The following is a 14696-nucleotide window of genomic DNA, read 5'->3' as shown; positions in this document are numbered from 1 at the left end:
CGCGCCATGGATCCCGAGCACATGCAATCCGCCTTCTTCGAACACGCCCCGGTCGGTATGGCCGTGGTGGACGCCGATGGTTGCCTGCACGCAGCCAACCGGCACCTGTGCGGACTGCTGGGCCGGGAAGCGGACACCCTCTCCGGACAGGCGCTGACGGAGTGGGTGACGTCCTCCGAGGCGGACCAGGTAACGGCCGCGATCCGTTCGCTGATTCACCGCGACACCGGCGAGTGGCACGGCGAATGCCGCGTGCTCCCCCGGCAGGGACCGCCGGTGTGGGTGGAGCTGGCGCTGAGCCGCCTGCCCGACGCCAATGACCGCACCCCGCGCCTGGCCCTCACCGCCACCAACATCGACGCGCGCAAGGCTGCCGAGACCGAGCACGACGAGCTGCAGCACTTCTATCAGCAGACCTTCACCGGGAACGTGGCCGTGAAGCTGCTGATCGACCCCGATGACGGGCGCATCGTGGACGCCAACCCGGCCGCCGCAGCCTTTTATGGCTGGTCGGTCGATGAGCTGAAAGGCCGACATATCCAGGAGATCAACACCCTCTCCGCCGCGGAGGTGCGCGCGGAAATGGAACGTGCAGCGGCGGAAGAACGGCTGTATTTCCGCTTCCGCCACCGGGTGGCCGGCGGCGACATCCGCGACGTGGAGGTCTACTCCGGTCCGGTGTGGCTGCGCGGCAAGCAGTACCTGCACTCCATCATCCACGATGTCACCGAGCACCACCGGGCGGAACGCGAACACCGCGAGCTGCTGCAGATCCTCGAGGCCACCCCCGACCTGATCGGCATGGCCGACGCCGAGGGCTACATCCTGTACCAGAACCCAGCGTTCGACCGAGTCCTGGGCCTGACCGACCGGGCAAAGTCGGGCGTACGCACGATCAATGATTTCCATCCCGCGTCCGCAGCTCGGCGAGTACGCGAAGAGGCCCTGCCGACCGCGGCACGCGATGGCGTGTGGCGCGGCGAGACGGAAATTCGGACGGCGGATGGCAGCCTGATCCCGGTGTCCCAGACCATCGTGGCGCATCACGATGACTCCGGCGCGGTGCGGCGCTATTCCACCATCCTCCACGAGATCTCCGCGATCCGCGCAGCCGAGGCATTCCGGAACCAGCTGCTGGAGAGCCTTGCCGAGGGGGTGTTCGGCCTGGACCGCGAAGGCCGATACACCTTCCTGAATCCGGCGGCATGCCGTTTGCTCGGCTTCGAACGCGAGGCTGACGCCCTGGGCCTGCCATCCCATGCGACCTCCCATCACAGCCATGCCGACGGGCGTCCCTATCCGCTGGAGAACTGCCCCATCTACCGCGTGCTGCAGACCGGCGAGCCGCTGGAGGCCTGGGAAGACACATTCTGGCGCGCCGACGGACACGCCTTCCCGGTGCTGGTCTACGCCGCCCCCCTGCATGGCCCCGAGGGCGAGCCGACCGGGGCGGTGGTGTCCTTCCAGGACATCAGCGAGCGCGTGGAGAACGAGACCCGGCTGCGGACCATCGCCCGACACCTGCCCGGCGCCCTGTATCAATACCGCGAGGACACCGACGGCAACGCCAGCTTCCCGTATTTTGGCGAGGGCCTGGAGCGGCTCACCGGTCTGCCCGCCGCGGAGGCCGCCGGGGATGCCGCGCGCATGTTCTCGCGCATCCATCCGGAGGACGTGGAGGCAGTCCTCGCCAGTACGGCCCGTTCGCGGGAGAACCTCGAACCCTGGCAGCTGCGCTTCCGCGTGCGGCACCCGCAACGGGGCGAGGTATGGCTGGACGGCCGAGCCACCCCGGAACGTCAGGACGACGGCAGCACGGTCTGGAACGGCGTGCTGGTGGACATCAGCACCCGGGTCGCGGCCGAGCAGGCGCTGCGTCAGCGCGAGGCGGAACTCAACCAGGCGCAGCGGATCGCGCGCATGGGCAGCTGGATCTCGGATTTCCGAGTCAACGAGATCCGCTGGTCGGACGAGATCTACCGCATCTTCGGCCGCCGGCCCGAGGACGGCCCGGTCACCCACGAAACCTTCATGGAAGCGGTCCACCCGCATGACCGCGCGGCAGTACAGGCCGCGCTGGAGACCTCCTTCGCCGGCGATCCTTACGACATCGTGCATCGCGTGGTGCAACCGGACGGCGAGATTCGCACGGTTCGGGAACGCGGCCACACCGAATTCGACGACACCGGCCAGCCGATCCGCATGCTGGGCACGGTGCAGGACATCACCGAACAACGCCAGCTGGAGGACAGCCTGCGGCGTCTGGTCTCGATCCTCGACAGCACCCCGGACGTGGTCTCGATGCACGGCCCGGACGGGGCGATGCTCTATCTCAACGCCGCCGGCCGCCGGCTGATGGGCCTGCCGGAGCCCGAGCTCGCCGACCACTGGGACCCCGAGACCGGCTGGAACCGCGCCGGCCTGCCGCGCGAGATGGACACCGTGGAAGGCACGATCGAGCGCGTTCACCCGCCCTGGGCGCTGAAGCGCGTCCGCACGGAGGCCCTGCCGGCCGCGATGGAACACGGCCTGTGGCAGGGGGAGACCGCTCTGCTGGACGCCGAGGGCCGCGAACGACCGGCGTCGCAGGTGGTGCTGATCCATCGCGACGCGGACGGTGCGATCGCCCAGACCTCGACGATCATCCGCGACATCACCGAGCGCAAGCGCATCGAGATGGAACTGGAACGTTCCAATGCGGAGCTGGAGCAGTTCGCCTATGCGGTCTCGCACGACCTGCAGGAACCGCTGCGCATCATCAACAGCTACCTCGGGCTGCTGGAGCGACGCCATGCCGACGCCCTGGACGACAAGGCCCGGCGCTACATCGACACCGCCACCGACGCAGCCGCGCGCATGCGGCAAATGATCCAGGACCTGCTGGAGTACTCCCGTGTTCAGCGCATGGGCGAGGCCTTCGCGCCGGTGGCGCTGGACCGCGCACTGGACGACGCCAGCGACAATCTGCAGGCCGCGATTGCGGACAGCGGGGCCCGCATCACCCGCGAGGCACTGCCCACGGTGCAGGGGGACGCCGGCCAGCTGATGCGGCTGTTCCAGAACCTGCTGTCCAACGCCATCAAGTACCGCGCTCCCGAAGCCACCCCGGAGATCCACGTGGGCTGCACGGACCGGGGCGATCACTGGGAGATCCGGGTGAGCGACAACGGCATCGGCATCGATCCGGAACAGATCGGACGCATCTTCCAGGTCTTCCAGCGCCTGCACGGCCGTGGCGAGTACGCGGGCACCGGCGCCGGGCTGGCGCTGGCCCGGCGAATCGTCGAGCGCCACGGCGGACGGATTCGGGCCGAGTCCGACGGCGAGGGCCACGGCACGACGCTTCGCTTCACCTTGCCGCGGCAGTCAGCGGATGCGGCCGGTGCCCCCTGAACTCCAGCGCGTAGATGCGGACAATCGCATCGGCCACGATCCCGTCGCTAGACTACGCGCACCTTGAGGCTTGCCACCGCGGAACCGGAACCCGATGAGACCCGTCACCATCCTGCTCGCCGAAGACTCGCCGGAAGACGTCGAGCTGCTGCAAGAGGCCTTCGAGCACCATCAATTCTCGGCCGACCTGCGCCCGGTACGCGACGGGGTGGAAGCGATGGCGTATCTGCGCGGTGAGGGTCCGTACGCCGACGCACCCCGGGCCGACCTGCTGCTGCTGGATCTCAACATGCCCCGCATGGACGGCCGTCAGGTGCTGGCCGCGGTCAAGAACGATCCGCAGCTGCAGACCCTGCCGATCGTGGTTCTCACCACCTCCTCGGCACCGGATGACATCGTGCACTCGTACTCCCATCGAGCCAATGCCTTCCTGACCAAGCCGGTGGATTTTGACGAATTCCTCGACCTGATCGGCAGCCTGGGCGATTTCTGGATCGACACCGTCTGCCTGCCCTCGCGTGCGGACCTGCCCCCGTCGGACCCGTCCCGGAGGTGCCCGTGACCCCGCATCGTCTCCTGCTGGTCGAGGACAATCCGGCCGACGCCGACCTGGTCGAGGACCTGCTGGAGGAAGCCTCCGGCCCCGGCTATGTAGTGGAACGCGCCACGCGCCTGGACCAGGCGCTGCAGCTGCTGGAGGACCGCCCCTTCAGTATCGCCCTGCTGGATCTGGGCCTGCCCGATTCGCAGGGTCTGGACACCCTGCGCGGACTGCTGGCGACCCGGGCACGCGTGCCGGTGGTGGTGATGACCGGCCACCAGGAGCGGGGCACCGGCACCGGTGCGATCCGCCTCGGGGCCCAGGACTTCCTGCCCAAGGATGACCTGCAGCCCACCCTGCTGGCGCGCACCCTCCATTACGCGATGGAACGCTATCGCAGCCAGCGGGAACTGCGCCTGATGGCCGCCGCCTTCGACAGTGCCCAGGCAATCCTGGTGACCGACCCCCGCGGGCGGGTCCTGCGCGCCAACCCCGCCTTCACCCGCATCACGGGTTACGAGGAGGACGAGATCCTGGGCCAGAACCCGCGCATCCTGCAGTCCGGCTACCAGGACCTGGAGTTCTACAACCGGATGTGGACGGAACTCCAGCACAACGGGCACTGGGAAGGCGAGATCTGGAACCGCCGCCGCGACGGGACCGTGTATCCCCAGTGGGAAAGCATCAACGCGGTCCACGATAGCGCCGGCCAGCTCGAGTACTACGTGGCCGTGTTCCACGACATCTCGGAGCAGAAGCGTCTGGAGGCGGAACTGGAACGGGAGGCCACCACCGACCGCCTGACCGGGCTGTACAATCGCCAGCGCTTCGATGCGGAGCTGGAGCGGGCGCTGGCCCGTACGCGACGCTACGGAAGCGACGCGGGCGCCATCCTGTTCGACATCGACCACTTCAAGCGTCTCAACGACACCCATGGGCACGATGTCGGAGACCACGTACTGGTGGAGCTGTCACGCCGTATCGCCGACACCCTGCGGCGCTCGGATTTCCTGGCCCGCTGGGGCGGCGAGGAATTCGTGGTGCTGCTGCCCGAAACCGGGCCGGAGGGCACCCGCCGGATGGCCGAGCGGATGCGTCGCGAGGTCGCCTCGACGCCGGTCGGGGCCGCGGGCGAAGTCACCGTCAGCCTCGGGGTCACCATCTTTCACCGCGAAGACGACCCCGACACCCTGCTCAAACGCCTGGACAATGCCCTCTACGAGGCGAAGCGCGCCGGGCGCAACTGTGTGGTCTACCACCACCACGACCCCGGGGAAGACGCGGACGCGGAGGCCCCTCCGATGTCACTGCTGCAATGAGCTCCAACCCCCCGATCCGACGCGGCCGCGTGCACGCCACGCCCGGTTTGCTTAAGCTGGCCCCATGAGTACGGCTTCTCAGGCACCCGTCCCCGACGACACCGCGATCCGGCAGGCCCTGGACGACGCCGAACGCGTCTGCACCCGCCGTGGCGCGCGCCTGACCGAGCAGCGTCGGCGCATCCTGGAACAGATCCTGCGCACCGACGGCGTGATCAAGGCCTACGACCTGATCCACGCCCTGTCATCCGAGGACCGCAGCATCAAGCCGCCGACGGTCTACCGCACGCTCGCCTTCCTGCTGGAACAGGGGCTGATCCACCGCATCGAGAGCCTCAACGGCTTCGTCGCCTGCAGCCACCCCGGGGAACGCCACGAATCCGCACTGATGATCTGCGACGGCTGCGGCCGGATCATCGAGTTCCACACCCCGGACACCGCCAGCCACGCCCTGGACGCCGCCGCGGCCGAGACGGGCTTCGCCATCGAGACCCGAACCGTGGAACTCCACGGCCTGTGCCGCGACTGCCAGCCGACCTGATCCGGCTCGCCGGAATGCTCCGGGGATGACCGTGCCGCTTTCCAGTCCGGTGTTGCGGGCGTTCGAGCCCGTGCTGCGCGCGGATACCCGGGCCGTGGTGCTGGGCAGCTTCCCCGGGGTCGCCTCGCTGGAGGCGGCCGCCTATTACGCCCATCCGCGCAACCAGTTCTGGCCGATCATGGCGCGCATCCTCGGCCCGCCGTTCCCGGAGCTGCCCTGGCCCGAGCGCTACGCCCGCCTGCTCGACTGCGGGGTCGGGCTGTGGGACATCTACGGCGCCTGCGCACGCGAAGGCAGTCTCGACAGCGCCATCCGCAACCCGCAGCCCAACGACCTCGGCCGGCTGACGCGCGAAGCCCCCGACTTGCGCCTGATCGTGCACAACGGCGCGGAAAGTGCCCGCCGCATCCGCGAGACCCGGGCGCTGGGCGTGACCGCGGTGCGCCTGCCCTCCACCAGCCCGGCCAATGCCCGCCTCGATCTCGAGGCCAAGCTCGAACGCTGGGCAGAAGCCTTCCGCCTGGCCGGACTGGGCGCCCCGGCGCCCTGACACACCTCCCACCCCCGTTGACTCGTTGACATCTGAACGCAGATGCGTATAATTCGCATTCAGATACGCGATTGTTGTCGGACACTGGCGTGTCGCCGGGACGGGACCTGTTCGCTTCCCCGTCCCTCCACCTCCGCTGCGTTTCGCCGCCCGTTGTCCCGGGCGGCTTTTTCTTGTCGCCCGCGTGCATTCTCCCGTGCCGGCCCGGGGTCCCTTGTGTCCGCATACCGTTACATTATATCGTTCTTGTCCGCTCACGTTATTCCATAACGTCGGTATGGCCGTGCGTGAGGACACGCCAGACTCATCCAGGGGAGAAGACTCATGCTGCACCCACGACACCACCGCAATGCCCTGACGGGCCTGACCGTGCTGGCCTGCGCCACGCCGGCCCTGGCCGTCGCCCAGGCCCCGGACGATTCGGGATCGGACTGGGGAATGGATATCTCGCTGATCCTGGAAGGGATCTACTACAATGAGATGAGCGAAGGGATCCACGAACCCGCCGGGTTCGACGACGGACACGACCATGGCCACGGGCATGATCACGACCACGACCATTCCTTCGACGACGGCTTCAATCTCGGCCACAACGAACTGGTGTTCGAAGCCAGCCTGGGCGGCCTGCTGGACGGTACCCTGATGGTTGGCTTCGACGAGGACGACATCGAGATCGAAGAGGCCTATCTGACCACCCGCGCCCTGCCGGCCGGCCTCCAGCTGAAAGCGGGCAAGTTCCTGTCGGAGATCGGCTACATCAACAGCCGCCACGTCCACGACTGGGACTTCGTCGACCGTCCGCTGGTGAACGAATACCTGTTCGGCAACCATGGCATCCAGGAGACCGGCGTACAGGCCACCTGGGTCGCGCCGACCGCGACCTACACCCAGCTGGGTATCGAGCTCCTGCAGGGTGACAACAGCTTTATCCCGTACGAGGGGGGTGGCGGCTCTCACTCCGACGATGACGATCCGCCCAACGAAATCCACTCTTCATTCTCCGATGTGTCCGGGCCCCGCCTGATCACCGCGTTCGCCAAGTTCGGCCCGGAACTGGGTCCGGATCATGCGGCCCAGTTCGGTGTCTCCGGTGGCTATGCCAACACCTGGCAAGAGGAAACCGAACATGGTTCCGGCCTCGAGGAGTGGGATGGTGATGCGTGGTTCGCCGGCCTGGACGCGGTGTACAAGTACAGTTCCGGACGCGCCTACGGCCATGGCGACTGGCGCGTACAGGGCGAGTACTTCTACCGCGAGGTCGACCTCGATTACCAGCGCCGACAGTTTGATACCGACCATGAACGCCATGGCATCGAGGGTAGCGGCAAGTCCAAGCAGGACGGCCTATACGTACAGGGCGTCTACGGCTTCGCGCCCCGCTGGGAGGCCGGCCTGCGGACCGAGGCACTGGGCCTGACCAATGACGGCCGCATCGAGCGTGACGGCCAAGATACCACCATCCCGTCCTTCGATACCTCGTACCGCCATTCGGCCCAGGTCACCTTCCGTCCGGTGGAGCCGGTATTCCTGCGCGCCCAGCTGACGCAGAACGACTTTGTCGACGACCACGGGGACCGTGATCGGGGACTGGAATTCCTGTTCCAGGTCAACGTCGCCCTTGGCGCCCACGGCGCCCACCGCTTCTGATCCGGCCGCTTCAAGGAGCCCAGCATGTTGAAACAACCGATCCCGAAAACCTTCGCAACCGCCGGCCTCTCGGGGCTGGCACTGCTCGCCGCCCTTACGCTGCCGGGGCAGGCCGCCGCCAGTGAACTGAACGTCGTCGCGACCACCTCCAGCCTCGGCGCGCTGGCGCGCGAGATCGGCGGCGAGCAGACGAGCGTACGCGTGCTCGCTCCCCCCGATCGCGACGCCCATTATCTGGATGCACGGCCCAGCTTCATGGCCGCGATGCGCAACGCCGACCTGCTGCTGGAACTGGGCGCCGGTCTGGAGGAAGGCTGGCTGCCGGCCGCCACCCGTGGCGCGTCCAACCCGGCCATCAACGAGGGCCAGCGCGGGCATTTCTATGCCGCCGGCAAGGTCGAGCTGCGTCGTTCCATCACCCAGGACGGGCCCAACATGGGCCACGTCCATGAAGAGGGCAATCCGCACTTCAACACCGACCCCCTGCGCATGGCGGAGGTCGGCCTGGCCCTGGGCGAACGGCTCGCGGAGCTCGATTCGGCCAATGCGGACGTCTACCGCGAACGCGCGGAAGAGACGGCACAACGGCTGCGCGAGCATGCCGAGCATCTCGCCAGTGAACTGGCACCCGACCAGAACATCGTGGTCTATCACGAGGATCTCGACTATCTCGAGGAGTGGCTGCCCGCCAATGTCGTCGGCTACCTCGAACCGGCCCCGGGCATTCCGCCCACCGGGCGTCACCTGCAAAGCCTGGTTGGCGAACTGGAAGGCATGGACGGCCACGTGCTGTACGCCGAGTTCCAGCCGCCGCGCGGGGCCGAGTTCCTCGAACGCGAGCTCGGCTGGGACAGCCACGCGGTCCCGCTGGATCCGCCGCAGGATGCCGGGCTGGATGGCTACCTCGAGCTGATGGAAACCTGGGCATCCACCTTCCGCACGCGCTAGGCTGCGCGGATGTCCGACTCCCCCGTCATCGAGGCCCGGGCCGCGCGCCCGGGATTCGACCGCCCCGTCCTCGGGCCGCTCAGTCTGGCGGTCCCGGGCGGGGCACGCTGGGCGATCACCGGGCCCAACGGGTCCGGGAAGTCGCTGCTGCTCAAATGCCTGACGGGGCAGGCGCGGGTGCACGGGGGGCGGCTCACCACCGCCCCCGGCACCCGCATCAGCCTGCTGGCTCAGGATCATCCGCGCCCGCACCCATGGCCCCTGTCCGGACACGACTGGTTCCGGGCCATGGGTACGCGCGTGCCCGAACACCCTCGCATCCGGGCACTGCTGCGCCGGCGTCTGGACCACCTCAGCGGCGGCCAGTGGCAGCTCCTGCGCCTGGCCTCCGTACTGGCGCCAGCGGAGACCGGCGCCGACACCGGCCGCCCCCACCTGGTGCTGCTGGACGAGCCCGCCAACCACCTGGACGCCGAGGTCCGCGCCGATGCGATAGAACTCATCACCGCCCTGCCCGCGAGTACCACTCTGGTGATGACCAGCCACGACGACGAACTGCTGGGCACCCTCGGCGTGGAGCGCCACCCCCTGCAGGACTACCTCGACGCCCATGACTGATCTGCTGCTGACGCCTTTCGTGGCCGGATTCCTGATCACGCTGGTGCTGGCGCTGGCCGGCAGTGGCCTGTTCCTGCGCGGCTCGGTCTGGCAGGCGCTGGCGCTGGGCCAGTGGGCCGCCGCCGGTGGCGTGCTGGCCTCGGTCCTGCACTGGCCGGTGCTGCCGGTCGCGCTGGCCCTGGGGGCCGGGGTGATGGCCCTGCTGCAGCGTGTCCGCGATGCCGAACGCCTGCCGCTGGCGCTGTTCCTGGGCGGACTGGCCGCGGTCACCCTGCTGGCGGCCAACTTCTCGCAGGCGAGCCTTGCCGCCGCCGCGTGGGCGGAGGGGCAGCTGTATTTCGCCGGCCCGAACGAGCTGATCGCGGTGTTGGTCGCCGCGGTGGCCAGCGCGGTCTTGTGGCCCTGGCTGCGCCGGGTCTGGCTGCACGCCCAGCTGGCCCCGGACGTGTCCGCCGCGCCGGCACCGCCGGCGATCGCGCGCTGGCTGGAGACCGCATGGCTGGTTGCCGTGATCGTCCTCGGGAGCATGGTGCTGGGCATGCCCGCGGCGCTGGCCACCCTGCTGCTGCCGGCCTGGGGGGCGGCGTTTCTGGCCCGCGGCCTGACGGGTGCGCTGCTGTGGAGCCAGGGCCTGGCGATCGCAGGCTTCCTCGTCGCCTGGACCATCAGCCTGCCGCTGGACCAGCCCTTCGCCCCGGTACTGGTGGTCGTGCTACTGCTGCTCGCGCTGCTGGCGCGGGCGGGCGCGGCCCTGCGGCGCGCTGCCTGATTCTCCGGACCTCTGCAACAAAGGAAACACCATGAGTGAAAAGCCGCAGGGCTCGGGCACGAGCTCGCCGATCTTTCAGGCCATCGAGCAGATGCAGGGATCGCTGCCCTGGGGCAGCTTTCTCGATGCCGGGACCGGCCGCAAGTCCATCGAGTGGATCACCGCGCTCGACACCGAACGCTGGACCGCCATCACCGCCTCGCAGAACATGGCGCGCACGGTGCAGGAGGCGGCGGGCGACCGGCGCCGGCCACAGGACCGCGTGCTGGTGGGCAACTGGCACTCCGAACACCTGCTGTACGGCGAACGTTTCGACACCGTCCTGCTGGACTACTTCATCGGTGCCATCGAGGGTTTCTCTCCCTACTGGCAGGAGCAGGCCCTGCACCGCATCCGTCCGCATGTCGGCCAGCGGCTATACATCATCGGCGTGGAACCCTACGTGCCCAGCGAACCCGACACCGAGGCCGGACGCCTGGTGCGCGAGATCGGCCGCGTCCGCGATGCCTGCCTGCTGCTCAGCGGCAGCATGCCATACCGCGAGTATCCCTCGCCCTGGGTGCTCCGCCAGCTGGGCCAGGCGGGCTTCCGGGTGATGGAGACGCGCTACTTCCCGATCCGCTACCGCGAACGCTTCGTGAACGGGCAGCTCGACCTCGCGCTGCGACAACTGGATCATTTCACCGATCCGGAGACCGCCGAGTCCATGCGTGGCTACATCGAGCAGCTGCGCGCCCGCGCCCTGCCGATGGCCCGGCAGAAGGAAGGCCTCAAGTACGGTGCCGACTATCTGATCTCGGCGGAGCCCATGGCCGACCGTCACCGCAGCTTCGAGGACCCGCTGCAGCGTTTCCACGGTCAGGCCGGGGAGCAGGCCGGAGAACGGGCATAGCCCTGCTGCACGGCCTCAGGCCCCGCGCGGCGGCCGCTCGACCCGCGCCACCGCATCGTGCGCATGCAGGCTCTCCTCGTGGCGCACATGGATGCGGTAACCGCGCGCCCCGAACGGGGCCTCCAGGGCCTCGTCGAGTCGCCGCGCGGCATCCTCGCAGAACATCGGGTTCGCACCGTTGGCCACAGCGAACGCCTGCTCGTCCGCCCGTTTGACGGCCGTCTGCAGCGCGGTACCCAGCGCCTGCTCGACCCGATCGACCACGAAGCGGAACGGAAAGGTCTCGGCATCCGGCCGCACGCCCACCTCCACCCACGCCCGGCTGCGCTGGCTGTGGGGTGTCGCCATGATGCCGGCCTCGCTGCCCAGCCATGCGCGCAGTTGATCCGGGACGGGCGATTTCGCGCCGAAATCGCGGTCGTAGCGCTCCTGAATCGCCTGGCGGGCCAGTGCGGCGGAACACGGGCAGGTCGACGAATACCCGATCTCGACCGCGAACCGGATCTGCATGCCATTGCGGTCCTTCTCCGCATCCACCCGGAACGGATACGCCTTCCAGCCCGCCAGGGGGCTGACCATCGCCGGGCGCTCCAGTAACGCCTCGCCCTCCAGCGAGAGCGCGGCGCGCCCCGAAAGCCCCTCGTGCGACTCGAGGAACGCATCCAGCACGTGGCCCAGCCGCGCGCAGTCCAGTTCGCGGTGGATCAGCATGCGCAGAGCCAGATACAGCCGCGACATGTGGATGCCGCGGACCTCCGGGTCGTCGAGACTGACCCCGGCATCGGCGCGCGCGGCGACCGGCTGTCCTGCCACCTGCAGTGGCAGTGCAATGCGCTCCATGCCCACCCAGTCCAGGGTCGAGGCGCGACGCGACGTCCCGGTCGCCACGTCCGGCAGGTCGGTGCTCGAGTGTTCGCTGGCTGAATCCATGGTGTCTCCCGCAAGGGTCGGGTCACCGGCGCGGGGCCGTTGTGACCGTGCATCAGTAACGTTATAGTATAACGCCATGAGCGAGACGATCCATAACATCCCACGCACCGAAGACGAGCTCCTCGCGATGCCCGAGGAGGCTTACATGAACCCGCAGCAGCTCGAGTTCTTCCGCGCACGCCTGCAGGCCATGCGCGAACAGGTACTCGACGATATCGAGCAGGTGCGCACCGACCTGCGCCAGAGCAGTCAGGCCGCGGACGAACTGGACCGAGCCAGCGAAGAGGAGAACCGCCAGCTCGAACTGCGTATCCGGGGACGCGAAAACCGGCTGTTGAGAAAGATCGACGAAGCCCTTTATCGCATTGAAGCCGGTGATTACGGCTTCTGCGACCAGACCGGGGAGCCCATCGGCTTGCCCCGACTCCTGGCCCGACCCACCGCCACACTCAGCGTGGAGGCCAAGGAACGCATGGAAGCCACCGAGCACCTGTTCCATGAGTAACATCCATCACAAACCCCGGGAGCCCGCCATGACCGAACGTCTGCCCGTAACCGTCCTATCCGGATTCCTCGGCGCCGGCAAGACCACCGTCCTCAACCACCTGCTGCACAATCAGGAGGGACTGAAGATCGCCGTGATCGTCAACGACATGAGCGAGATCAACATCGACGGCGCCCTGGTACGGGGCGATCACGGCGACCACGGTGATCAGGACGGCGTGTCGCGAACCGATGCCCGCACCGTGGAGATGAGCAACGGGTGCATCTGCTGCACCCTGCGCGACGACCTGCTGGTGGAGGTGCGCCGCCTGGCGGAATCGGGCCAGTACGATTACCTGCTGATCGAGTCGACGGGCATCTCCGAGCCGATGCCGGTCGCCAGCACGTTCGCCTTCCGCGACGAGAAGGGCGCATCGCTGGATGACGTGGCGCGTCTGGACACCATGGCTACGGTGGTGGATACCGCCTCCTTGCTGCAGGACTACGCCTCCCCCGATGACCTCGCTGAACGCGGCGAGTCGCTGGGCGAGGACGACGAACGCACCGTGGTCGACCTGCTGGTCGACCAGATCGAGTTCGCCGACGTCATCCTGCTGAACAAGATCGACCGCGCCACCGACGAGCAGCGCCGCCAGGCGCATCGCGTAGTGCGGGCCCTGAACCGGAATGCACACGTAATCGAGATCGACCATGGACGAGTGCAGCCGCGTGAACTGCTCGGCACCGGACGCTTCGATTTCGACCGCGCCGCCCAGGCCCCGGGCTGGGCGCAGGAACTGATGGGCAACCACACTCCCGAAACCGAGGAGTACGGGATCCACAGCTTCGTCTATCGGGCGACCCGGCCGTTCCACCCCGGTCGTTTCTTCGACCTCCTGCACCGGGAATGGCCCGGCGTGATCCGCAGCAAGGGCTGGTTCTGGCTGGCGTCACGACCGGACTGGGTGGGCACGCTGTCGCAGGCCGGCGGCGCGCTGACCCATCACGCCGCCGGCTTCTGGTGGGCCTCGGTGCCACCGGAACGCCGGCCGGTGGACGCCGACTGGTGGCAGGACCACGTCGCGCCCCACTGGGACGAGCGCTACGGCGACCGCCGCCAGGAGATCGTGGTGATCGGCATCGACATGGATCCCGACTCCATCCGCCAGCGCCTGGATGCCTGCCTGCTGGACGACCGGGAACTGGCTGCCGGCGCCGAGGCCTGGGCCGACTATCGCGATCCGTTCCCCGAGTGGCGGCTGCAGAGCAGTACGGAAGCGGCCGAAGAGGAACCCGAGGTAATCTCGTGAGCACGCAACCACACTCCCGCGCGAGTGCGGTATCCCGACATCGCTTCATCGACCGGGCCGCCGAGCTGCATGGCATTCGGCGCGAGGACGTCAACGCCCTGATCTGGCGTCGTCCGGAAACGGATGAGCTGCGGCTGCAGGCACAGGCCCTGGCGGAACAGAGCCCCGGGCTGCAACTCGACCTCCGGGGCCGGCCGGACCAGATCCGCACCGGCCTGCTGGAGGCGGCGGGAACGCGGCCGTTCGAAATCCATCACCTGGCCCTCGACATCGAACACCTGGCCCGCAACTTCGCGGTGGTCACCCGGCGCGTGATCCTGCGCGCCCAGCTGGAAGTGCTGGACGAACAACCCTGCCCGCTTTTCCACGTGGACCAGCTGGAGCTGCGCATGCTGTGCAGCTACACCGGGCCCGGCACCGAATACGTGGATGATCGCCACGTCGACCGCAGCCGCCTGGGCTGCGGCGACAACGACGGCGTGCTCGCCGGCCATGCCCCCCTGCGGATCGCCCGCGGGCACGTGATCCTGATGAAGGGCGAACGCTTTCCCGGCGGCGCCGGACAGGCCGCGGTGCACCGTTCCCCGCAGCCGGTTGCGGGCGACCCGCGGCTCGTCCTGCGCCTGGACGCCTGAAGGAAACGCCGGGCCCGGGAAGACGCAGGGCGACGGCCCGAATTTCCGCAGCCAGCCTGTAGGAAAACCCGCCCTTCGGTGCGTACACTCTGCGCAGCAGTATCCGCAGGAAACGGAACC

At 68.3% G+C, this 14696-nt stretch carries 14 protein-coding genes; 13 read left to right on the top strand and 1 reads right to left on the bottom strand.

Translation table 11 applies throughout. From position 1 onward, the window contains the following. The first annotated feature begins 21 nt into the window (after positions 1–21). The 10 genes from D571_RS0112780 (at position 22) to D571_RS0112735 (ending at position 11218) form a co-directional block, all read left to right on the top strand. Entirely contained in the window at positions 22–3393 is a 3372-nt protein-coding gene (locus D571_RS0112780; RefSeq protein WP_018937086.1) for a PAS domain S-box protein, read from the top strand. 94 nt (positions 3394–3487) lie between these two features. Continuing rightward, entirely contained in the window at positions 3488–3955 is a 468-nt protein-coding gene (locus D571_RS0112775; protein ID WP_018937085.1) for a response regulator, read from the top strand. Continuing rightward, entirely contained in the window at positions 3952–5253 is a 1302-nt protein-coding gene (locus D571_RS0112770) for a diguanylate cyclase (protein WP_018937084.1), read from the top strand. Before D571_RS0112775 ends, D571_RS0112770 begins: the two co-directional genes overlap by 4 nt. 64 nt (positions 5254–5317) lie before the next feature. Next, complete coding sequence (locus D571_RS0112765; RefSeq protein ID WP_018937083.1) at positions 5318–5794, top strand: Fur family transcriptional regulator; 477 nt, start codon at positions 5318–5320, stop codon at positions 5792–5794. A 25-nt stretch (positions 5795–5819) separates the two neighbouring features. Then, positions 5820–6344 carry a DNA-deoxyinosine glycosylase gene (locus D571_RS0112760; protein WP_018937082.1) on the top strand — a complete coding sequence of 175 codons (525 nt, stop codon included), beginning with the start codon at positions 5820–5822 and terminating at the stop codon, positions 6342–6344. Between the two features lie 324 nt (positions 6345–6668). After that, entirely contained in the window at positions 6669–7991 is a 1323-nt protein-coding gene (locus D571_RS0112755; protein ID WP_018937081.1) for a hypothetical protein, read from the top strand. Positions 7992–8015: 24 nt separating this feature from the next. Next, a complete protein-coding gene (locus tag D571_RS0112750; protein WP_018937080.1) occupies positions 8016–8939 on the top strand; it encodes a metal ABC transporter substrate-binding protein in 924 nt (307 codons plus the stop codon). A 9-nt stretch (positions 8940–8948) separates the two neighbouring features. Beyond that, positions 8949–9557, top strand: a complete 609-nt coding sequence (locus D571_RS0112745) for an ABC transporter ATP-binding protein (protein WP_018937079.1) — start codon at positions 8949–8951, stop codon at positions 9555–9557. Next, positions 9550–10326, top strand: coding sequence for a metal ABC transporter permease (locus tag D571_RS0112740; RefSeq protein ID WP_018937078.1), 777 nt, complete (start codon positions 9550–9552; stop codon positions 10324–10326). The genes D571_RS0112745 and D571_RS0112740 overlap by 8 nt, the downstream gene beginning before the upstream one ends. Positions 10327–10357: 31 nt before the next feature. Further along, entirely contained in the window at positions 10358–11218 is an 861-nt protein-coding gene (locus D571_RS0112735; protein ID WP_018937077.1) for a class I SAM-dependent methyltransferase, read from the top strand. A gap of 15 nt (positions 11219–11233) precedes the next feature. On the opposite strand, the gene folE2 is transcribed toward D571_RS0112735, so the two are convergent. Continuing rightward, complete coding sequence (gene folE2, locus D571_RS0112730) at positions 11234–12148, bottom strand: GTP cyclohydrolase FolE2 (RefSeq protein WP_018937076.1); 915 nt, start codon at positions 12146–12148, stop codon at positions 11234–11236. Positions 12149–12224: 76 nt separating this feature from the next. On the opposite strand from folE2, the gene dksA reads away from it, so the two are divergent. Genes dksA through D571_RS0112715 form a run of 3 tightly spaced genes read left to right on the top strand, consistent with a single transcriptional unit; the run spans position 12225 to position 14576 of the window. Further along, positions 12225–12653: an RNA polymerase-binding protein DksA gene (gene dksA, locus D571_RS0112725; protein WP_018937075.1), complete on the top strand. Its 429-nt coding sequence runs from the start codon at positions 12225–12227 to the stop codon at positions 12651–12653. A gap of 28 nt (positions 12654–12681) precedes the next feature. Then, on the top strand, positions 12682–13941 hold the full coding sequence (gene zigA / locus D571_RS0112720) for a zinc metallochaperone GTPase ZigA (RefSeq protein ID WP_018937074.1): 1260 nt from the start codon (positions 12682–12684) through the stop codon (positions 13939–13941). Next, entirely contained in the window at positions 13938–14576 is a 639-nt protein-coding gene (locus tag D571_RS0112715) for a DUF1826 domain-containing protein (protein WP_018937073.1), read from the top strand. Before zigA ends, D571_RS0112715 begins: the two co-directional genes overlap by 4 nt. Positions 14577–14696 lie beyond the last annotated feature (120 nt).

The sequence above is a fragment of the Thioalkalivibrio sp. ALJ24 genome (assembly GCF_000377785.1).
In the GTDB taxonomy this organism is placed as follows: Bacteria; Pseudomonadota; Gammaproteobacteria; order Ectothiorhodospirales; family Ectothiorhodospiraceae; genus Thioalkalivibrio.
The sequence above is the reverse complement of the archived record's forward strand: the minus strand, read 5'-3'. Positions and strand labels throughout refer to the sequence as shown.

What these genes read in the sequence shown, in the direction of transcription:
- D571_RS0112780 (WP_018937086.1), top strand. Translation starts at nt 22, where the DNA reads ATGCAATCCGCCTTCTTCGAACACGCCCCGGTCGGTATGGCCGTGGTG.
- D571_RS0112775 (WP_018937085.1), top strand. Translation starts at nt 3,488, where the DNA reads ATGAGACCCGTCACCATCCTGCTCGCCGAAGACTCGCCGGAAGACGTC.
- D571_RS0112765 (WP_018937083.1), top strand. Translation starts at nt 5,318, where the DNA reads ATGAGTACGGCTTCTCAGGCACCCGTCCCCGACGACACCGCGATCCGG.
- D571_RS0112760 (WP_018937082.1), top strand. Translation starts at nt 5,820, where the DNA reads ATGACCGTGCCGCTTTCCAGTCCGGTGTTGCGGGCGTTCGAGCCCGTG.
- D571_RS0112755 (WP_018937081.1), top strand. Translation starts at nt 6,669, where the DNA reads ATGCTGCACCCACGACACCACCGCAATGCCCTGACGGGCCTGACCGTG.
- D571_RS0112750 (WP_018937080.1), top strand. Translation starts at nt 8,016, where the DNA reads ATGTTGAAACAACCGATCCCGAAAACCTTCGCAACCGCCGGCCTCTCG.
- D571_RS0112745 (WP_018937079.1), top strand. Translation starts at nt 8,949, where the DNA reads ATGTCCGACTCCCCCGTCATCGAGGCCCGGGCCGCGCGCCCGGGATTC.
- D571_RS0112740 (WP_018937078.1), top strand. Translation starts at nt 9,550, where the DNA reads ATGACTGATCTGCTGCTGACGCCTTTCGTGGCCGGATTCCTGATCACG.
- D571_RS0112735 (WP_018937077.1), top strand. Translation starts at nt 10,358, where the DNA reads ATGAGTGAAAAGCCGCAGGGCTCGGGCACGAGCTCGCCGATCTTTCAG.
- folE2 (WP_018937076.1), bottom strand. Translation starts at nt 12,148, where the DNA reads ATGGATTCAGCCAGCGAACACTCGAGCACCGACCTGCCGGACGTGGCG.
- dksA (WP_018937075.1), top strand. Translation starts at nt 12,225, where the DNA reads ATGAGCGAGACGATCCATAACATCCCACGCACCGAAGACGAGCTCCTC.
- zigA (WP_018937074.1), top strand. Translation starts at nt 12,682, where the DNA reads ATGACCGAACGTCTGCCCGTAACCGTCCTATCCGGATTCCTCGGCGCC.